The sequence below is a fragment of the Streptomyces sp. NPDC048057 genome, from assembly GCF_040653095.1.
In the GTDB taxonomy this organism is placed as follows: Bacteria; Actinomycetota; Actinomycetes; order Streptomycetales; family Streptomycetaceae; genus Streptomyces.
This window is the reverse complement of sequence record NZ_JBEZNF010000002.1, coordinates 327,316-346,289: the sequence shown is the minus strand read 5'-3', so window position 1 is coordinate 346,289 and position 18,974 is coordinate 327,316. Positions and strand designations below refer to the sequence as shown.

General features: G+C 72.3%; 17 protein-coding genes. 3 read left to right on the top strand and 14 right to left on the bottom strand.

The genetic code is table 11. From position 1 onward, the window contains the following. From AB0E05_RS03635 to AB0E05_RS03575, 13 genes are all read right to left on the bottom strand, one after another. The coding region (locus tag AB0E05_RS03635) for a 1-deoxy-D-xylulose-5-phosphate synthase N-terminal domain-containing protein (RefSeq protein WP_361958112.1) at nt 1-530 on the bottom strand (530 nt) is incomplete at its 3' end. Nucleotides 531-594: 64 nt separating this feature from the next. Beyond that, nucleotides 595-1,617: an adenosyl-hopene transferase HpnH gene (gene hpnH / locus AB0E05_RS03630; RefSeq protein ID WP_361958109.1), complete on the bottom strand. Its 1,023-nt coding sequence runs from the start codon at nt 1,615-1,617 to the stop codon at nt 595-597. A gap of 5 nt (nt 1,618-1,622) precedes the next feature. Next, nucleotides 1,623-2,276 carry a 1-hydroxy-2-methyl-2-butenyl 4-diphosphate reductase gene (locus AB0E05_RS03625; protein WP_361958106.1) on the bottom strand — a complete coding sequence of 218 codons (654 nt, stop codon included), beginning with the start codon at nt 2,274-2,276 and terminating at the stop codon, nt 1,623-1,625. Then, a complete protein-coding gene (gene shc, locus AB0E05_RS03620; RefSeq protein WP_361958103.1) occupies nt 2,276-4,369 on the bottom strand; it encodes a squalene--hopene cyclase in 2,094 nt (697 codons plus the stop codon). Before shc ends, AB0E05_RS03625 begins: the two co-directional genes overlap by 1 nt. Nucleotides 4,370-4,647: 278 nt before the next feature. After that, nucleotides 4,648-5,724, bottom strand: a complete 1,077-nt coding sequence (locus AB0E05_RS03615) for a polyprenyl synthetase family protein (protein WP_361958100.1) — start codon at nt 5,722-5,724, stop codon at nt 4,648-4,650. Nucleotides 5,725-5,846: 122 nt separating this feature from the next. Beyond that, on the bottom strand, nt 5,847-7,253 hold the full coding sequence (gene hpnE / locus AB0E05_RS03610) for a hydroxysqualene dehydroxylase HpnE (RefSeq protein WP_361958097.1): 1,407 nt from the start codon (nt 7,251-7,253) through the stop codon (nt 5,847-5,849). Between the two features lie 85 nt (nt 7,254-7,338). Continuing rightward, nucleotides 7,339-8,259 (bottom strand): presqualene diphosphate synthase HpnD, encoded by a 921-nt coding sequence (gene hpnD, locus AB0E05_RS03605; RefSeq protein ID WP_361958094.1) that lies wholly within the window; start codon nt 8,257-8,259, stop codon nt 7,339-7,341. 26 nt (nt 8,260-8,285) lie between these two features. Then, entirely contained in the window at nt 8,286-9,254 is a 969-nt protein-coding gene (gene hpnC, locus AB0E05_RS03600; RefSeq protein ID WP_361958091.1) for a squalene synthase HpnC, read from the bottom strand. A 520-nt stretch (nt 9,255-9,774) separates the two neighbouring features. Beyond that, the gene (locus AB0E05_RS03595; RefSeq protein ID WP_361958088.1) at nt 9,775-10,704 is read right to left on the bottom strand and encodes an ABC transporter permease; all 930 of its coding nucleotides are present in this window, start codon (nt 10,702-10,704) and stop codon (nt 9,775-9,777) included. A gap of 36 nt (nt 10,705-10,740) precedes the next feature. Then, nucleotides 10,741-11,520, bottom strand: coding sequence for a CDP-alcohol phosphatidyltransferase family protein (locus AB0E05_RS03590; RefSeq protein ID WP_361958085.1), 780 nt, complete (start codon nt 11,518-11,520; stop codon nt 10,741-10,743). Beyond that, nucleotides 11,498-12,559, bottom strand: coding sequence for an iron-containing alcohol dehydrogenase family protein (locus AB0E05_RS03585; protein WP_361958082.1), 1,062 nt, complete (start codon nt 12,557-12,559; stop codon nt 11,498-11,500). The genes AB0E05_RS03590 and AB0E05_RS03585 overlap by 23 nt, the downstream gene beginning before the upstream one ends. Beyond that, entirely contained in the window at nt 12,547-13,284 is a 738-nt protein-coding gene (locus AB0E05_RS03580) for a phosphocholine cytidylyltransferase family protein (RefSeq protein WP_361958079.1), read from the bottom strand. Before AB0E05_RS03580 ends, AB0E05_RS03585 begins: the two co-directional genes overlap by 13 nt. Next, complete coding sequence (locus tag AB0E05_RS03575; protein WP_361958179.1) at nt 13,281-15,104, bottom strand: DUF5941 domain-containing protein; 1,824 nt, start codon at nt 15,102-15,104, stop codon at nt 13,281-13,283. The genes AB0E05_RS03580 and AB0E05_RS03575 overlap by 4 nt, the downstream gene beginning before the upstream one ends. A gap of 250 nt (nt 15,105-15,354) precedes the next feature. Here AB0E05_RS03575 and galE point away from each other — a divergent pair, with 250 nt between their 5' ends. The 3 genes from galE to idi all read left to right on the top strand — a co-directional run bounded on the left by galE (nt 15,355) and on the right by idi (nt 18,421). Further along, nucleotides 15,355-16,332: a UDP-glucose 4-epimerase GalE gene (gene galE / locus AB0E05_RS03570; protein WP_361958076.1), complete on the top strand. Its 978-nt coding sequence runs from the start codon at nt 15,355-15,357 to the stop codon at nt 16,330-16,332. Nucleotides 16,333-16,619: 287 nt separating this feature from the next. Further along, nucleotides 16,620-17,561, top strand: a complete 942-nt coding sequence (locus AB0E05_RS03565; RefSeq protein ID WP_361958176.1) for a cation diffusion facilitator family transporter — start codon at nt 16,620-16,622, stop codon at nt 17,559-17,561. Nucleotides 17,562-17,815: 254 nt separating this feature from the next. Beyond that, the gene (gene idi, locus AB0E05_RS03560; protein ID WP_361958073.1) at nt 17,816-18,421 is read left to right on the top strand and encodes an isopentenyl-diphosphate Delta-isomerase; all 606 of its coding nucleotides are present in this window, start codon (nt 17,816-17,818) and stop codon (nt 18,419-18,421) included. Here the strand turns inward: idi and AB0E05_RS03555 are convergent. Beyond that, nucleotides 18,387-18,947 carry an ATP-binding protein gene (locus tag AB0E05_RS03555; RefSeq protein WP_361958070.1) on the bottom strand — a complete coding sequence of 187 codons (561 nt, stop codon included), beginning with the start codon at nt 18,945-18,947 and terminating at the stop codon, nt 18,387-18,389. The genes idi and AB0E05_RS03555 overlap by 35 nt on opposite strands. Nucleotides 18,948-18,974: the final 27 nt, after the last annotated feature.

Genomic DNA, 18,974 nt, shown 5'->3' with positions numbered 1-18,974 from the left:
GAGCGCTCGTTGTCGTTGACGACGATGACCAGCGGGCGGTCCTTGGCGGCGGCGATGTTGTTCAGCGCCTCCCAGGCCATCCCGCCGGTCAGGGCACCGTCACCGATGACCGCCACCACGTGGTCGTCCTTGCGGAGCACCTCGTTCGCCTTCGCCAAACCGTCGGCCCACCCCAGCACCGTGGAGGCGTGCGAGTTCTCGATGACGTCGTGCTCGGACTCCTCCCGGCTGGGGTAGCCGGACAGGCCGCCCTTGCCCCGCAGCTTGGAGAAGTCCTGCCGGCCGGTGAGCAGCTTGTGCACGTAGCTCTGGTGGCCGGTGTCCCACAGGACCCGGTCCTTCGGGGACTCGAAGACCCGGTGGAGGGCGATGGTCAGCTCGACCACGCCGAGGTTCGGGCCGAGGTGGCCACCCGTCCGGGCCACCGCGTGGACCAGGAACTCCCTGATCTCCCCCGCGAGCCGGTCGAGTTCCGGTGCGGACAGCGCCCCGAGGTCCTGCGGCCCGCGGATCGTCTCCAGGATCGTCACGTACGGTCCCCCTTCACTGTGCGGTGATTCCGGCTGGGGTGGCGGCGTGGACGGTGGCCTCGGCTCAGCCCCGCCCGCCCGCGACGGTCTCGCGGGCCGCCCGCAGGGACTCCTTGAGCGAGCCCATGGTGGCGAGGACGGCGGTGGGCTCGTAGCCGCAGTGGGCCATGCAGTTGGCGCACCGCGGGTCCTTGCCGCGGCCGTACTTGTCCCAGTCGGTCTCCTCGATGAGCTGCCGGTACGTGGGCACGTATCCGTCGCTCATCAGGTAGCAGGGCCGCTGCCAGCCGAAGAGGGAGTAGTTCGGGATCGCCCACGCCGTGCACGGGAAGTCCGCCTTCCCCTCCAGGAAGTCCAGGAAGAGGGGCGAGTGGTTGAGCCGCCAGCGCCGTCGGTTGCCGCCGGCGAAGGCCTTCTTGAAGAGTTCCCTGGTCTGTGTCACGCCGAGGAAGTGCTCCTGGTCGGGGGCCTTCTCGTACGCGTACGCCGGGGAGATCATCATCTCGTCGACGCGCAGGTCGTCGTTGAGGTAGTTCAGCACCTCGATGACGGTCTGCGGGGTGTCGGTGTTGAAGAAGGTGGAGTTCGTCGTCACCCGGAAGCCGCGCCGCTTGGCCTCCTTGATGGCCGCCACGGCCTCGTCGAACACGCCTTCCTTGGCGACGGACTCGTCGTGGCGTTCGCGCAGTCCGTCGATGTGGACGGCGAAGGCGAAGTACGGGGAGGGGGTGAACTTCTCGATCTTCTTCCGCAGCAGCACGGCGTTGGTGCACAGGAAGACGTACTTGCGACGGGCGACCAACTGACGCACGATCTCGTCGATCTGAGGGTGCATCAGCGGTTCGCCGCCGGCGATCGACACCATGGGGGCACCGGACTCCAGCACCGCCCCGACCGCCTGCGCCACCGGCATCCGCTGCTTGAGCACCCCGGCCGGGTGCTGGATCTTCCCGCAGCCCTCGCACTTGAGGTTGCAGGCGTAGAGCGGCTCCAACTCGACGATGAGCGGGAACTTCTCACGCTTGCGGAGCTTCTGTTCGAAGAGATAGGTCCCGACCCGGATGGACTGACGGAGCGGCATGGCCATCTGGCTCACCTCCTGGGGAGCAGCAAAGAACGGTGCCATTCGTGAAAAGCGGGAAGTACGGCACGAAGAACGCGGAAAGCCGATATTCCACCGCGCACCGTGCCGATGCGGACGAGTTCATGCTCTGGAGCGTCCACGACCACTCGGACGGCCGCAACCGGGCGGGGCCCGGACGTGCGGGCGCTGCGCAGGGTGGCGGCTGACTCCATGTCGACGGCGATCGCCCCACCGGCCCGCAGCTGCGCGCGCTCCGGGCCGCGGACGACGTGGTCCGAGCCGATCAGCGGCCCGGTGTGCACGCGCCGGCCGGGGACGGCCCGCGCCACGGCCGCGACCAGCCGCTCCGTGTCCGTGCACGTGGTGGCGTCGTCCCCGAGGCGGGTCTCCTCGGCGATCACCACGTCCCCGGGGTGCATGCCGGGGGCCAGCCCCGCGCAGAACCCGGACGCGACGACCGCGGCGCCGTTCATCGCCCCGGCGTCGAGCGCTGCGCGCACCGCGCGCTCCGCGTTCGCCGGGCCCATCCTGGTGCGCAGCACCGTCACCGGCCCGCGGGCGCCGCTGTGGTCACCGCTGCGCAGGGCCACCTTCTCGATGCCGAGCGCACAGGCGATCAGCAGCGGCGCCGTGGGGTCCGGTGACCCCGGGGAGGCGGCCATCAGCTCCCCTTGCCGACGCGTACCCGGGCGTCGGGACGCTCCCGGTCACCGGCGCGCACGCCGCCGACCGGCGGTTCGCCGTGCACGTACCGCCCCAGCGCCGTGAGGGGGAAGACCTGTCGGTAGAGGTGGTAGTTGATGGAGAAGTCCCAGGGGAAGCCGGTGCCGGTGAAGTACGGCTCGTCCCAGCCGCCGTCGGCCCGCTGCGTCTGCGCCAGCCAGGTCACGCCGCGCCGTACGGCCGCGCTCTCCCGCTCCCCCGCCGCCAGCAGCGCCATCAGGGCCCAGCCGGTCTGGGAGGCGGTGGAGGTGCCCTGGCCGACCCAGCCCTTGTCGCGGTACGACCGCAGGTCCTCGCCCCAGCCGCCGTCCGGGTTCTGTACGGAGGTCAGCCAGCGCACGGCGCGGCGGACCGCCGGATGGGCTGCGGGGATGCCCGCCGCGACCAGGGCCGGGACCACCGACCCGGTGCCGTACAGGTAGTTCACGCCCCAGCGGCCGAACCAGGCGCCGCACTCCTCCTGCTCGGCGAGGAGCCAGTCGATGCCGCGGCGGGCGCTCGGGTGGTGGGCCCGGCCCTCGTACGCCAGCATCTCGACCACGTGCGCGGTGACGTCGGACGACGGCGGATCGACCACCTCGCCGAAGTCGCAGAACGGGAGCCGGTTGGGGAACTTGCTGGTGTTGTCGGCGTCGAAGGCGCCCCAGGCGCCCTCCTTCGACTGCATCCCGAGCGTCCACCGGCCCGCCCGCGCCACCGCGCCGTCGACCCGTGCCGGCTCGGGGTGCCGCACGCGGCGCAGCGCGAGGATGACCTCGGCGGTGTCGTCGATGTCGGGGTAGGTGTCGTTGTGGAACTCGAACGCCCAGCCGCCGGGCGCGAGTCGGGGCCGGCGCACGGCCCAGTCGCCCGAGCGGTCGATCTCCTCGCCGAGCATCCAGTCAGCGGCCCGCACCAGCGCCGGATGGTCGGGGGCGACGCCCGCGTCGGCGAGCGCGATCGTGGCCAGACAGGTGTCCCAGACCGGTGACTGGCACGCCTCGACCATCCGCACCGGGGCGCCCGTCTCCGTGGCGCTCCACACCGTGAAGCGGTCCAGGGACTCCAGGCCGGCGCGCATCACGGGGTGGTCCAGGTCGTAGCCGAGCAGGTGCAGGGCGATGATCGAGTACACGGCCGGCGGCTGGATGCCGCCCCAGCAGCCGTCGTTCTCCTGGCGCTCGACGATCCAGCGGGAAGCGGTCTTGATCGCGACCTCGCGCAGCGCGCGGGGGGCGACCTTGTGGTACTGGTGCAGGGCCTTGTCCGCCCGCTGGAACAGCCCCTCCCAGGTGGTGGCGGAGGCGAGGGGGCGCGGCGGGTTCGTCGCCGTCGGGTCGGCGTGCAGTTCGTCCAGCGGGAACGGCGCGGGCCGGACCGGGCGCCGTGCCGAGACGATCGTCAGCGGCACGATCGTCTGCCGGGCCCAGCAGCCGAAGTCGTAGATGTTCAGCGGGAACCACTTCGGCAGGAAGATCAGCTCGGGCGGGACGACCGGTAGGTCCTCCCACTTCCACCAGCCGAAGAGGGCCAGCCAGATCCGGGTGAAGACCCGGCTCGCGGCGATGCCGCCGGACTCCCTGACCCAGGCCGCGGCGCGCGCCATGTGCGGGTCGTCGGGCCGGTCGCCGGCCAGTCGGAGCGCGACGTACGCCTCGATGGTGGCGGAGACCTCGCCCGAGCCGCCGTAGAAGGTGGCCCAGGTGCCGTCGGCACGCTGCTGACCACGGATGAAGCGGGCGGCTGCCTCGGTGGTGGACTGGTCCTGGATACCGAGGAATTGACGGAGCATCAGGTCTTCGGCGTCCATGGTGACATTGGTCTCCAGGTCGCCCTTCCACCAGCCCTCGGGGTCCTGTCTGCCCAGCAGGTGGTCCACGGACCGCTGGACCGCCCGGCGGGCGAGTGCTGGCGGATCGCTCGCGGAGGTCTCTTCCGCGAGGGTGCTCCCGGCGGCGGTGCCGTTCGCCGGGACGTCGAGCAGAGGTGTCTCACTGGCCGCATCGGCGCGGGTCCCCGCGGACCCGCCGCTCCCGTCGGTCGTCGCTGTCATGGCTTCCCCTTCCGTGCACGGGTACGTCTGCGCTGTGCTGGGGTATGCCGTCGACTGGTGAAACGGTTATCCGGTCACCTGCCGGCGACTGCGATGCGTATCGAGGTCGATCTGATGGCGATCATCTCCTTGTACGGATGTCCCGTCTTAGTTGCCCGGGGACGCTTTGTCGAGGGATTTGCCGGAGTGGGCGGGAATCGCGCGGGATCCGGCCGTACGAGGGATCGTCGCCCGGTGGACGGCGGCGCACGTCCCGTCGGACGGGCGCCGCCGCACGGTCACCGATTGCGGACGACGACGAAGTCCGCGAGGGCCGTCAGTTGGGCCCGGACCTGCTCGGGCATGTCGACGGCGTCCAGGGTCTCGACGGCGACGGCGTGCTGCCGACGGGCCTCCTCCGAGGTCCAGTCCCGGCCGCCGGCCGCCTCGATCAGCGCCGCCCGCGCGGCGAACTCCTCCTCGGAGAAGCTCTCGAAGTCATTGCTCTTGACGTCGGCCGCGAGCAGTTCGCCCAGGCGGTGCGAGGCGGGTCCGCCGGCGGCGAGCGCCGCGACGACCGGCAGCGACTTCTTGCGCTGACGCAGGTCGCTCCAGGTCTGCTTGCCGGTGGACTCCGGGTCGCCCCAGATGCCGAGGATGTCGTCGACGGCCTGGAAGGCGAGCCCGAGGTGGTAGCCGTACCGCTCCAGCGCGTCGGCGGTGCGGTCGTCGGCGCCGCCCAGGACCGCGCCGATGGAGGCCGCGCACGCCAGCAGCGCACCGGTCTTGTTGCCCTCCATCTCCAGGCACTCCTCGACGGTCACGCGCTCGCGGTGCTCGTAGGAGATGTCCTGCGCCTGGCCGTCGATCAGCTTGCGGGTGGCGGTGGTCAGCCGGCGGGTGGCGCGCCCGGCCTCGACCGTGCCCAGCTCCAGCAGCAACTCGTTGGCCAGCGCGAACAGCGCGTCGCCCACCAAGATGGCCTGCGCGGGGCCGTGCACCTTCCACACCGTGTCGCGGTGTCGGCGCTGCTCGTCGCCGTCCATCAGGTCGTCGTGCAGCAGCGAGAAGTTGTGGACCAGCTCCACGGCGACCGCACCCGGGACGCCGACCTCCGGCGCGGCCCCCGCGGCTTCGGCGGAGAGCAGGGCGAGCGCCGGACGCACGGCCTTGCCGCCGTCGCCCTCGGCGGGCCGGCCCTGGGCGTCGATCCAGCCGAAGTGGTAGGACGAGACGGTGTTCATGGGGGGTGCGAGGCGGTCCACGGCGGCGCGCAGCACCGGCGTCGACATGGCCCTGCCACGCTCCAGCAACGCCACGATGTCGACGGTGCGGGCCAGGTGTTCTGCCGGGTTCGCCGAAGGAACTGTCGGCACGGTCTCTCCCCATTTCCGGTTTTCGTCAATTTTTCCGGCTGCGCTTCCGGCCGCCGAGGCTGGTGTGACTTCTCGGGTCGCTGCGGTCGCGCCCGTTGCTCCGGTCGTCCCGGCGCTGAGGCTCATGCCGTCTCCTTGAGCGGATGTTCGTGGGGGCGGCCGAGGGCGCCGAGCGCGGCGCCCGCCGCGGTGAATCCGCTCCGTACCGCACCTTCCATGGTGGCGGGCCAGCCGGTGTCGGTCCACGCGCCGGCCAGGTAGAGGCCGGCCGCGCGGGTGTGCGTCCCGGGGCGGAGCCGACCGACGCCGGGCGTGGGGGCGAAGGTCGCGGTGCGCTCGCGGGTGACGAAGAAGTCCAGCACCTTCGCCCGGCGAGCGGGCGGCAGCAGGCGCTCCAGCTCCGGCAGGTACCGTGCGCGCAGCTCCGCCACGGGCGCGTCGATCTCGGCCTGCGCGGCGGACTGGGACACCGCCAGGTACTGGCCGTCGGCGAACCCGGACGCCTCGGTGCGGTCGAAGACCCACTGCACCGGGGAGCCCAGCGCGGTGAAGAAGGGTCGGCGCAGCACCGGCCGGTCGTACAGCACGTGGACGTTGAGGATCGGCGCCGTGTCGATCTCCAGCAGCCGGTCGGGGGCCTCCAGGGCGCCCTCCGGCAGCAGGGCGTGGGCCTCGCGCTGCGCCGTGGCGAGGACGATCGCGTCCGCGTCCAGCACGTCGGTGTCCGTGCGCACCTGCCAGCGGCCGAGGCCGTCCCGGGCGACCTCCCGGACCCGGGTGGAGGTGAGCACGCGCACGCCGGCGGCTTCGAGCGCCGCGGTGGCGAGGGTGTCGTGGAGCTCGCCGAGCGGCACCCGGGCCCAGCCGATGTCGGCGGCGCCCCGGTCGGAGAGCAGCCCGGTCTTGAAGACCATGGCGGCCAGCCCCATGGAGGCGTCGGTGGCGGTGGCGTTCAAGGTCGCCACCCCGACGAGGTCCCACAACGCCTCCACCGTGCGCTGCGACTGGCCGTGCCGGGTGAGCCAGGTGGCGAAGTCGATGCCGTCGAGCGCCGGGTCGGCCGGGTCGAGCCGCCCCAGCGCGAGCGCCGCGCGCCCCACCGAGACCCGCTCGGCCAGCGACAGGTGCGGATAGGTGGCGAGGCTGGCGGCGAGGTGCAGCGGCACGGGCAGGTCGGTGCGGCGCAGCCGGCCGAGCCGGGCCCGGCCGGGCCGGCCGACGTCGAGCACCGGCACGTCCAGTCGGTCCTGGACGGGCGCGAGGTGCGCACCGCCGATCCGCTCCAGGAACCAGCGGTACGCGGTGCAGCAGCGCAGGTAGACGTGCTGGCCGTTGTCCACGGTCAGCCCGCCGCGCTGGAAGGAGAAGGCGAGTCCACCCAGCCGCGGCCGGCCCTCCAGCAGCGTGACGCGCGTACCGGCGTCGGCGAGCTGGAGTGCCGCGGTGACGCCGGCGAGGCCGCCGCCGACCACCACCGCGTCGTGCGTGCGGGCGCCCCGTGTCGATGAGGCGTGCGTACCGTCCGTCATGTGCCCTCCCCTCGGACCGTCGGGCTCTGGGACGCCGCCGTGACGTCCGTGGTTGCTCGCAGCCGGTGCGGCTGCCGTTCGGGCATCAGGCCCGCCCCCCGAGGCCCTGGCGGGTGATGTGCCGGGCGTCGATCCCGGACAGACCGCGCACGGCGACGTACGCCTTCTCCCGGCCGGGCAGCGAGACCCGGCCGCGCAGCACGGCCTCGGGGTCGCGCTCGATGCGGTCGAGGAGGCGGCGGTAGATCCCCGCCATCGCGGCCACGCAGGCGCCGCTGCGCCGGTCCAGCATCGGCAGCAGCCGGTAGCCCTCGGCGAACAGCGCCCGGGCGCGGCGGACTTCGAAGTGCACCAGCCCGGTGAAGTCCGAGCCGGGCGGCGGCGTCGCCTCGTGGAAGCCGGCGGAACAGCCGAACTTGGCGAGGTCGTCGGAGGGCAGGTAGGTGCGGCCGTTTGCGGCGTCCTCGCGAACGTCCCTGAGGATGTTGGTGAGTTGCAGCGCGAGGCCGAGCGTGTCGGCGTACTCGGCGGCGCGCTCGGTGCCGCGTGCGCCGGGCTGGGTGCCGAACACGCCCAGCGAGAGCCGGCCGATGGCGCCCGCCACGCAGCGGCAGTACGCCTTGAGGTCGTCCCAGGTCTCGTACGTCTCGCCGCGGACGTCCATCAGCACGCCGTCGATCAGCTCGTCGAGGCCGTCGAGCGGGATGGGGAAGCGGTTGGCGGCGTCGCTGAGGGCGACGGCCACCGGGTCGGTGTCGTCCTCGGCGACCGCGCCGCTGCGCACGCGCGTGAGCACGTCGCGGGTGCTCTCCAGCCGCTCCCGCTTGGCCTGCGGGTCGAGCGACCCGTCGCCGATGTCGTCCACCCGCCGCGAGAACGCGTACAGCGCGGACATCGCCTGCCGCTTGTCGGCCGGCAGCAGTCTGATCCCGTAGGCGAAGTTCCGTGCCTGCTGTCCGGTGACGGCCTCGCAGTAGCTGTACGCGGCCTGCACCGGTGCGGACATGCTGACCGGTTGCTCCATGGACCGGCTCACCCCTCTCTACGGGCTCTGCGCAAGACGGTTCCGACCTGGCGCAGGAGGGTCGTCTTGGCGGGTTTGGGCGGCCCGGGCAGTACGTCGAAGCCGGCGGCCGTGATCGCGTCGAGGGCGGCGTGGCCGCCGCCCACGAACCCGGCGAGCAACAGTCGCAGCCTGCCGTGGACGCTGCCCACCAGCGCATGGCCCTCGTCCAGCAGCCGACGGGCGCGCTCGGCCTGGAACGCGACCAGGGCGCGCACCGACGCGCTCCCGGTCGGGGCGGACAGGTCGGCCTCGGTGACATGGAAACGCCGCATGTCCTCGGCGGGCAGGTAGATCCGGTCGCGGGCGAGGTCCTCGCTCACGTCCTGGAGGTGTTCGACGATCTGGAGTCCGGTGCACACCGCGTCGGAGCGGCGCAGCCGCTCGGGGCTCATGGTGCCGGTGACCTGGAGGACCAGGTTCCCCACGGGGTTGGCGGACAGCTCGCAGTAGGCGAGCAGCTCCTCGTACGTCTCGTAGCGGCGGACCCGTTGGTCCTGGCGGTTCGCCGCGATGAGCCCGTGGAAGGGGTCGGCGGTGAGCGAACGGCGGCGGACAGTGGGCTCCAGGGCGCGCAGCAGCGGATGGCGCGGCCCGTCGACCTCCGCAGGCCCGTCCGGGGCGGCCGCGTCCGCGCGGGCGAAGACGCGCCGCACGTCCGCTTCGAGGGCGTCGAGCAGCACGAGCCGGTCGTCGGCCTCGTCGGGCGCGACGCCGAGGGCGCGGGCGTCCGCTCCACCGGGCGCGAGGTCGCCGTCGCCGATGTCGTCGACGAGGCGGGCGTAGCCGTACAGCGCCATCAGGTCGTCGCGCCAGGAGCGCGGGAGGAAGAAGGGTGCCACGGGGAAGTTCTCGTGCGGGGCCTTGTCGAGGGTGGCCTGCTCGTGGCCCGGTGGGTCGAGGGGGAGCGCGGTGCGCTCCGGCCGGGTTCCGGTCATGCGGGACTGCCCGGTGCGGGGACGGCGAAAGCCTCGCGGAGCTGGAGATTTTCGATCATTGCCGTCACATCTCCCGTTCTACACTGCTGATCCAATCCATCCTATTTCGGACACGCCGCCGGTGTCGGCTCCCGCGCGGGGACCGCCCGCCCGACGGCGCGCCGAGGGCGTATCGCCCCACTTGCCGCGATTGGGCACCGGTACAGCTTACGTTGCACAACGCTCGCCCGACGGCGGGGGTGTTGTGGTGATAGCAGGAACTCGCCATCGATGATCAACCTTCCCTCTCACAAGCCGACTTGACCTCCCCTTGACCTTAGAGGCCGCCCGACGGGCACCGGCCGACGGGCCCGCCCTCCCCCCCCTACAGGACGCGAGAAGGCCCCCGCCCGGATGTCACCGCGGGGGCCTCGATCGGGGTCGGACTCGGTGTCCGGCCGCCCTGCGTCACCGCGTGCGGAGCGCGGGTGGCGCGGGCCGGTGGCGCCGCGCCTCCGCCGCGCGCTCGCACGCGGTGCCGTCAGCCACGTCCGTAGCGCTCCTCGGCCTTCCAGAAGTAGACGAAGCCCAGGACGCCGAAGAGGACCGCCCAGCCCAGGGCGAAGGCCCAGATGTGCGGCGGCAGGTTCTCCGAGCCGTAGCCGTCGATCAGCGCGAACCGGATCAGGTCCATGTAGACCGCCGCCGGGTTCCACTGGAGCAGGTTGGCGATCCACTCCGGCTTGTCCTTCAGCATCACCGGGATGGAGAACATCACGCCGGAGGCGTACATCCAGGTCCGCATGATGAACGGCATCAGCTGCGCCAGGTCCGGGGTCTTGCTGCCGAGCCGGGCCAGGATCAGCGCGAGGCCGGTGTTGAACGCGAACTGGAGGGTGAGCGCCGGCAGGATCAGCAGCCAGGACAGCGCCGGGTAGCTCCCGAGGGAGACCGCGATCAGCCCGAGCACGATCATCGACACCAGCAGCTGCTGGAGCTGCTGGAGCGCCAGCGAGATCGGCAGCGAGGCGCGCGGGAAGTGCAGCGCCCGCACCAGGCCCAGGTTGCCCGAGATGGACTTCACGCCCGCGGTCACGGTGGTCTGGGTGAAGGTGAAGACGAAGACGCCCGTCACCAGGAAGAGGATGAAGGTGTCCTTGCTCATCCCCCGCCCGGAGTTCAGGATCAGCCCGAAGATGAGGTAGTAGACGGCCGCGTTCAACAGCGGCGTCACCACCTGCCAGAGCTGGCCGAGCTTCGCCTGGCTGTACTGCGCGGTCAGCTTGGCCTGCGAGAACGCCAGGATGAAGTGGCGCCGGCCCCACAGCTGCCGGACGTACTGGACGAGGCCCGGCCGGGCGCCGCTGACCGTGAGGCCGTACTTGTCGGCGAGCTGGGCCGGGGTCAGGGCGTCGTCCGCGGACAACCGGGCGGCCGTCGCCGTGGCACCGTTCTGCGTTGTGTCACTCACCAGTGGAACTCTCTCTTCGGGAAGCACGGCGGAGTATCACTTGAGCCTGCTGGACGCCAGGATGGAGACCAGGTGCAGCAGGGTCTGCACGACGGCGATCCCGGCGAGGACCGCGATGCCGAGGCGGGTGAAGAACAGGTCCCCCTGGACCATGTCCGCCGCCGCCGCGACCAGGATGAACAAGCTGGCCTCGATGCCGCCGACCAGCCGGTGGAACTTCAGCGCCGCGGCGGCCCGACGGGCCAGCGCCAGCCCGGACGAGCGAGGCACCGACGCCTCGTCCTTGACCGCCGCCAGACCGCTGCGCTGCCGGGCCACGTCGACCAGGTCCGTCTCGGCCTTGATCAGGATGGCGCCGAGCGCTGCGACCGTGCCCAGGAAGGCCCACAGCCACTCGGCCCGGCCGTCGCCGAACACGTCCGCGCCGCGGACGCCGAACCCGACCAGCAGGGCCGCCTCGCACAGGTAGTGGCCGATGCGGTCCAGATAGACCCCGGTGACCGAGGTCTGCTTGCGCCAGCGGGCGACCTCGCCGTCGACGCAGTCGAGCAGCAGGTACACCTGGAACAGCACGGCCGCCAGGACGGCGCCGGTCAGCCCGGGGATCAGCAGCGCCGCGCCGCCCAGCACCCCGACCACGACCATCAGGTAGGTCAGCTGGTTGGGGGTGATCCGGGTGTTCACCAGATACGGGTCGACGCGCAGCGAGATCTCCCGCATGTACAGGCGTCCGGCCCAGTGCTCGCCGCTTCTCCGGTCCTTCACGCCCTCCGGGTGAACGACCGGGCGGAGTTCAGCTACGGATGGTCTTGGCATAGTCGGCGTACGCGTCCCTGATCTGGTCGGTGGTGAGGTCGAGGTGTTCGAGGATGGTGAAGCGGCCGGGGCGGGTCTGCGGCGCGTACTCCACCGCCGCGACGAACTCCTCGGCGGTGAAGCCGATTTCGTCGGGCAGCACCGGAAGCCCGTGCCGGCGCAGGACGTCGGCGAAGAGACCGGACTGCTCTGTGGCCCCCCGCAGGTGCATGGCGAACGCCGCGCCCAGGCCGACCTGTTCGCCGTGGCTGGCGGCGCGCTGCGGGTACAGCAGGTCGAAGGCGTGGCTGATCTCGTGGCAGGCGCCGGACGACGGCCGGGTGTCCCCGCTGATGGAGATGGCGATCCCGGTGAGGACGAGGGCCTCGGCGAGGACGGTGAGGAACGCGTCGTCGCCGACCCCGCCGGGGTGGCGCAGCACCGACTCGCCCGCGGTGCGGGCCATGGCGGCGGCCAGCCCGTCGACCTTCTCGCCGTTGACGCGCTGGGACAGCTCCCAGTCGGCGAGCGCGGAGAGGTTGGAGACGGTGTCGCCGATGCCGGAGCGGATGTAGCGCGGCGGGGCGTCGCGGATCACGTCGAGGTCGATCACCGTGGCGATCGGGGTGGGCAGTCCGTACGAGCCGCGGCCGTTGTCGTTGTCGAGCGTGGCGACCGGGGAGCAGATGCCGTCGTGCGCCAGGTTGGTGGCGACGGCGACCATGGGCAGCCCCACGCGCGCGGCGGCGTACTTCGCCACGTCGAGGATCTTCCCGCCGCCGAGCCCGACGACGGCGTCGTACCGCTTGCCCTTGATGCTGTCGGCGAGCTGCACGGCGGCGTCGATGGTGCCGCCGGCGACCTCGTACCAGTGGGCGCCGGGCAGGGACGGCTCCAGCCGCTCGCGCAGGGCGCGGCCCGAGCCGCCGCTGATGGCGATGGCGAGCGTGCCGGAGGACGAGATCCGCTGGTCGGCGAGGATGCCCGCGAGGTCGTCCAGCGCACCCGGGCGGATGTCGACGACGACCGGCGACGGGATCAGCCGGGTCAGTACTGGCACGCGATCTCCCGGCCCTTGGCGAGGTCGTCGTGGTTGTCGATCTCCACCCAGCGGACGTCGCCGATGGGGGCGACGTCGACGGTGGTGCCGCGGTTCACCAGCTCCTGGTAGCCGTCCTCGTAGTAGAGGTCCGGGTCGCGCTCGAAGGTGGCCTTCAGGGCGTCGGCGAGTTCGACGGCGGCCTCCGGCTCGATGAGCGTGACGCCGATGTACTCGCCGGTCGCGGTCGCCGGGTCCATCAGCTTGGTGATCCGGCGCACCCCGAGCCCGTCCTCGGTGATGACCTTCATCTCCTCGTCGGCGAGCTGCTTGACCGTGTCGAGGGCGAGGATGATCTTCCGGCCCTCGCCGCGGGCGGCCAGCAGGGTCCGTTCGACGGAGACCGGGTGGACGGTGTCGCCGTTGGCGAGGATGACGCCGCGCTTCAGCACGTCACGGGCGCACCACAGGGAGTAGGCGTTGTTCCACTCCTCGGCCTTGTCGTTCTCGACGAGGATGAGCTTCAGGCCGTACTTCGCCTCCAGCTCCGCCTGGCGCTCGTACACGGCCTCCCTGCGGTAGCCGACGACGATCGCGACCTCGGTCAGGCCGATCTCGGCGAAGTTGGCCAGGGTCAGGTCGAGGACGGTGCGCTCGCCGTCGACCGGCACGAGGGCCTTCGGAAGGGTGTCGGTGTAGGGGCGAAGACGCCGTCCGGCACCGGCTGCCAGTACGAGGCCGATCATGCGGGTTCTCCTTCGTCGTGTACTGCGGGTGCGGCGGAGGACACCCAGAACCGGATGCTCTCCACCAGCACCACGAGGGCGACGGCGACCGCGAGCGCCGTCAACGCGATGGTGAGGTCGGTGGCGCTCAGCAGGGCCGCCAGCAGGACGACGGCCAGGGTGCGGCCCTCGTGCCCGCCGATCAGCCGCACCAGCAGGCGCGGGGGCGCGCCCGTGCCGCCGCGGATGCGGTACACCGTGTCGTAGTGATGGTAGGCGACCGCCGCGACCAGGCCGAAGGCCGCGGGCAGGGCGCCGGGGACGTCCGCGCGGGCGGCGATCGCCAGGACGGTGCCGTACTCGGCGGCCCGGAAGATCGGGGGGACCAGCCAGTCGAGGGCGCCCTTGAGGGGGCGGGCGACGGCGAGGCCGGAGGTCAGGACGTAGAGGACCGCGGCGCCGACGGGGACGGAGGAGCCGTAGTCGCTGAAGGCCGCCGCGGCGACCACGGCCGCACCGCCGACGAAGGCGATCACGGGCGCCGCGAAGGCCGGCAGCTTGGCGGCGACGGAGCGCCCGCCGCGGGCGACGGCCTCGGCGAGCGGACCGGAGTCGGCGAGGTCCGCGAGGGCCTGCGCGGCGCGGTCGGTCCGCTTCGCCTTGCGGGTCAGCGAGCGCAGGAGGCGGCCCGCGGTGGTGTAGCAGGCGGCGAAGGCGCAGCCGACGAGCAGGGCGTAGAAGACGATCCGGGGCGTGGTGACGGCGGTGAGCACGGCGATCATCGCCCAGCGCTCGCCGATCGGCAGCACGATCATCCGGCGCACCCACACCGTCCAGCCGACGCTGTCGAGGCGGTCGGAGAGGGCGGCGGTGGGGCTGGTGTTGGAGACGGCGTCGTGGTTGGCCTCGTTGAAGGAGAAGTCCACGACGTGTCGACAGGTCTGGAGGACCATGGCGGCCAGCGCCAGCGCCCACACGTCGTCGCCGCCGCGTGCGGCGCCGAGCGCGAGGCCGGCGTAGTACGCGTACTCCTTGGCGCGGTCGAAGGTGGCGTCGAGCCAGGCGCCCATCGTCGAGTACTGGAGCGAGTAGCGGGCGAGCTGCCCGTCGGTGCAGTCCAGGACGAAGGAGAAGAGCAGCAGGAGGCCGGCGGCGACGAAGCCGGCGCGGGTGCCGGTGGCCGCAGCGCCGGCCGCGATCAGCGCGGTGACCAGCGAGGCGGTGGTGACCTGGTTCGGGGTCAGTCCGCGCCGGGCGCACCAGCGGGCGATGTAGCGCGAGTACGGGCTGATGCAGTACGTGGTGAAGAAGCCGTCGCGCGCCTTGACCGCGGAGCGCAGCCGCACGGCCTCGTCGTCGACGGCGGCGACGGCCTGGCGGGCCTCGTTGCGGGCCTGGGGGTCGTCCGGGACGGTCGCGACGAGCGAGCCCAGCTCCGGCCGGTGCACGGCGGTGCCCTCGGCGTCGAGTGCGGCGGCGAGGGCGTCGGGCAGGGCGTCGGCACGCTCGGAGGTCGCGACGGCGCCGTTGCCGCCGGCGGCGGGGACGGCGTCCGCGAGGGCCCGGGTCAGCCCGGCGCGGGCCGCGGGCTGCGCGGTGAGCGCACCCGGGATCGCGGCGAGCGGGAAGCGGGGGTCGGTGAGCGCGAGACGCAGGGCGTGCACGTGCCCCACGAAGCGGGAGTCCACCACGGCGACGCGGTCCGCGGCGGGGGCGGCGGCGAGCAGCGCGGCGGTCTCCTCGGCGCCGGGCGAGACCCGTACGTCGAAGCCCAACGACCGCAGATCGCCCTCAAGCGACGATCCGGGCACGGGCGGACCGGTGAGGATGGCGGTCGACAGACGAACTCACTCCTTGGAACCGAGGGTGCGGATGCCGGCGGCTCGGCCCGGGGCACGGGCGGCAGCTCGTCGGCAGAGGCTATCGGATGTGTTCGGGCGGGAGTTCACTGGCTGTTTGCACCCGCTCGACGCGGGGAACGCGCGGTGAGGACCCGTCGGTAGATCATCATTGTCGATCAGAGGCTCACCTCACAAACCGCGAGGTGCGGGCCACCGGGTCAGGGCGGTCGCAGGTCATAGGGTGGTTCGTATGACATGGCTGATCACAGGTGGGGCGGGGTACATCGGTGCGCACGTGACGCGCGCGCTGGCGGAGGCGGGTGAGAAGGTCGTGGTCCTGGACGACGTGTCGTCCGGGATCGTCGAGCGTCTGCCCGCCGGGGTTCCGCTGGTGCGCGGCTCGGTGCGCGACCGGGAGCTGCTGGACCGGGTCCTGCGCGAGCACGGGGTCTCGGGTGTGGTCCACTTCGCGGCGAAGAAGCAGGTCGGGGAGTCGGTCGAGCAGCCGCTGCGCTACTACCGGGAGAACGTGTACGGGCTGACCGTGCTCCTGGAGGCCGTGGTCGCGGCCGGGGTGCGCAGGTTCCTGTTCTCGTCGTCCGCGGCGGTGTACGGGGTGCCCGACGTGGACCCGATCCCGGAGTCCGCGCCGTGCGTGCCGATCAACCCGTACGGCGAGACGAAGCTCGCCGGCGAGTGGCTGGTGCGGGCCACGGGCCGGGCGCACTCGATCTCCACGGCCTGTCTGCGCTACTTCAACGTGGCCGGCGCCGACGGCCCCGAGCTGTCGGACACCGGGGTGTTCAACATCATCCCGATGTACTTCGACCGGATCACCCGCGGCGAGGCCCCCCGGATCTTCGGCGACGACTACCCGACGCCGGACGGCACCTGCATCCGTGACTACATCCACGTCGCGGACCTCGCGGACGCGCATCTGACCGTGGCCGCCCGGCTGGCCCGCGAGGACGGCGCCGGGGACCTGACGGTGAACGTGGGGCGCGGCGTCGGGGTGTCGGTGCGCGAGCTGGCACAGGTCGTCGCCGAGGTCACCGGTCGGGACGTGGAGCCGGTCGTCGAGCCGCGCCGCCCGGGCGACGCCGCCCGGGCCGTCGCCGCGGTGGACCTGATCTCCGACGAGCTGGGGTGGCGGGCCCGCCGCGGGGTGCGGGAGATGGTCGAGTCCGCCTGGGAGGGGTGGCTGCTGCGCCATCCCGAGGCGCGCTGACGCCCGTACGGCACGCTCTCCGGGCCCCCGTCGAAGAGGTCGCTTCGACGGGGGCCCGAGTGTTTCCCGGCGGCCTTCGACGCAGTTTCGCCACGGCGCGAAAACGCCGTCGGAAACGAGCCCTCGACCCCCGTACGGACGATCTCCACCCGGCTGACCTGCGAGCCTGTTTCCGCAGGTCAGGGGAATGACAACGGTGTTCAGTGCCGTGTTGCCACATACCCCCCACCCGTAGTTCACTTATGACTCGGCAGGGAGATTTCCCCGACGATCTGGAGGCGTTCTTCATGGGGGCAGGGCACGACCACGGGCATGCGCACGGAGGGCCGCCGCCGACCGGCACCGCCGCCGCGGCCTACAAGGGGCGGCTGCGCGTCGCGCTGACGATCACCCTGAGCGTGATGGTGCTGGAGATCGTGGGCGGTGTCGTCACCGGCTCGCTCGCCCTCGTCGCGGACGCCGCGCACATGGCGACGGACGGCATCGGGCTGACGATGGCGCTGCTGGCGATCCACTTCGCGAACCGGCCGCCCAGCACCAACCGGACCTTCGGGCTGGCCCGGACGGAGATCCTGGCGGCGCTGGCGAACAGCCTGCTGCTGCTCGGCGTGGGTGCGTTCCTGTTGTTCGAGGCGGTGGAGCGGTTCATCACGCCCGCCGAGACCAAGAGCGGGCTGACGATCGCGTTCGCCCTGGTCGGCCTGGTGGCGAACGTGATCTCGCTGTCGCTGCTGATGCGCGGCCAGAAGGACAGCCTGAACGTCCGCGGCGCGTATCTGGAGGTCCTCAACGACGCGCTCGGATCCGTCGCGGTGCTGATCTCGGCCGTGATCATCCTGCTCACCGGCTGGCAGGCCGCGGACCCGATCGCCTCGCTGCTGATCGGACTGATGATCGTGCCGCGGACGGTGAAGCTGCTGCGGGAGACCTTGAACGTCCTGCTGGAGGCGGCGCCCAAGAACGTCGACATGGCCGAGGTGCGGGCGCACGTACTGGCGCTGCCGGGGGTCGAGGACGTGCACGATCTGCACGCCTGGACCATCACGTCCGGGATGCCGGTGCTGTCGGCGCACGTGGTGGTCGCCCAGGAGGTGCTGGACGCGGTCGGCCACGAGAAGATGCTGCACGACCTCCAAGGGTGTCTCGGCGACCACTTCGACGTGGAGCACTGCACCTTCCAACTGGAGCCGGTCGGCCACGCGGCGCACGAGGCCAAGCTCTGCCACTGACGGGGGTGCCCGCGGCCCGCCACCCGCTCCGACCGGGGGTTACCTGGATCACCAGTTCGGCCCCGCTCCGTACGGTTCCGATCGCACGGAGCGGGGCACGATCCGGTATCCGGGGGGCCGCGGGGCGTCCGGCGCGCGGTGCCGCGCGGCGGGGTCGCAGGGAACATGCCCGCTCCGCCGAAGTGCGGACAAGCCGCTTTTGTGCGGCAGACTGGGCTGGCCCCCAGGGCCGAGCACCGATGCGAAGGATGGTTATGCCGACCTCACCAGCCACCGCCCCGAACAGCGCGTCCACCAGCGCGTCGAACGGAGCCCCACCAGCGATCATGCTCGAACTGGTCGACGAGCACGGCAACACCATCGGCACTGCGGAGAAGCTCTCCGCGCACCAGCCGCCCGGCCGGCTGCACCGCGCCTTCTCCGTCTTCCTCTTCGACGAGCGGGGCCGGCTGCTGATCCAGCGCCGCGCGCTCGGGAAGTACCACTCCCCCGGCGTCTGGTCCAACACCTGCTGCGGGCACCCCTACCCCGGCGAGTCACCCTTCGCCGCCGCCGCCCGGCGCACCTACGAGGAGCTGGGCGTCTCGCCCTCCCTGCTCGCCGAAGCGGGAACGGTTCGCTACAACCACCCCGACCCGGCGTCCGGCCTGGTGGAGCAGGAGTACAACCACCTCTTCGTCGGCATGGTGCAGGCCGCGGCCGACCCCGACCCGGAGGAGGTGGACGACACGGTCTTCGTCACCCCCGACGAACTGGCCGAGCGGCACGCGTCCGCCCCGTTCTCCGCCTGGTTCATGACGGTGCTGGACGCGGCGCGGCCCGCGATCAGGGAGCTGACGGGTCCGGCCGGCGGCTGGTGACGGACCTCGGCACGGGCGGCGGCACCGGCCCCGGCAGGGGCGGGGGGCCGCCGCCCGGCCGTGCCGCGGTGAGCGGCAGCTCGGCCCAGACGACCTTCCCGCCGCCCGCGGTGGGCTCGACGTCGTACGCCCCGCCCGCCTCCCGGGTGATCTCCCGTACGAGCAGCAGCCCGCGTCCGCCCGTGTGCCGCCAGTCCGTCTCCAGCGCCGTGGGGCGGTAGGGGTGGTCGTCCTCGACGGCGACCCGGATCCGGGCCGCGCCGACGGCGACCTCCACCGCGACCTCGGGCGAGAGCAGCGCCGCGTGCTTCACGGCGTTGGTGACCAGCTCCGTCAGGATCAGCAGCAGCCCCTGGACCACGTCGTCGCCGGCCGCGAGCCCCTGTCTGCCCAGGAGGTCGCGCACCGCGTGCCGGGCCTCGGGCACGGACGCGTCCGCCGTGGGCACGGTGAAGCGCCAGACTCCGCCGCACCCCCCGCCGTTGCCCGTGGACGGCCAGGCCGGGACGCTTCCGCGGCTCTCCATACGATTCAGTCCCCCACGATCGGCTCG

Coding starts and splice junctions, on each gene's coding strand:
- hpnH (WP_361958109.1), bottom strand. CDS start 1,617: ATGGCCATGCCGCTCCGTCAGTCCATCCGGGTCGGGACCTATCTCTTC.
- AB0E05_RS03580 (WP_361958079.1), bottom strand. CDS start 13,284: ATGATCGGCCTCGTACTGGCAGCCGGTGCCGGACGGCGTCTTCGCCCC.
- idi (WP_361958073.1), top strand. CDS start 17,816: ATGCCGACCTCACCAGCCACCGCCCCGAACAGCGCGTCCACCAGCGCG.
- AB0E05_RS03590 (WP_361958085.1), bottom strand. CDS start 11,520: ATGCCAAGACCATCCGTAGCTGAACTCCGCCCGGTCGTTCACCCGGAG.
- shc (WP_361958103.1), bottom strand. CDS start 4,369: ATGACAGCGACGACCGACGGGAGCGGCGGGTCCGCGGGGACCCGCGCC.
- AB0E05_RS03625 (WP_361958106.1), bottom strand. CDS start 2,276: ATGGCCGCCTCCCCGGGGTCACCGGACCCCACGGCGCCGCTGCTGATC.
- galE (WP_361958076.1), top strand. CDS start 15,355: ATGACATGGCTGATCACAGGTGGGGCGGGGTACATCGGTGCGCACGTG.
- hpnC (WP_361958091.1), bottom strand. CDS start 9,254: ATGACCGGAACCCGGCCGGAGCGCACCGCGCTCCCCCTCGACCCACCG.
- hpnE (WP_361958097.1), bottom strand. CDS start 7,253: ATGACGGACGGTACGCACGCCTCATCGACACGGGGCGCCCGCACGCAC.
- AB0E05_RS03555 (WP_361958070.1), bottom strand. CDS start 18,947: ATGGAGAGCCGCGGAAGCGTCCCGGCCTGGCCGTCCACGGGCAACGGC.
- hpnD (WP_361958094.1), bottom strand. CDS start 8,259: ATGTCCGCACCGGTGCAGGCCGCGTACAGCTACTGCGAGGCCGTCACC.
- AB0E05_RS03565 (WP_361958176.1), top strand. CDS start 16,620: ATGGGGGCAGGGCACGACCACGGGCATGCGCACGGAGGGCCGCCGCCG.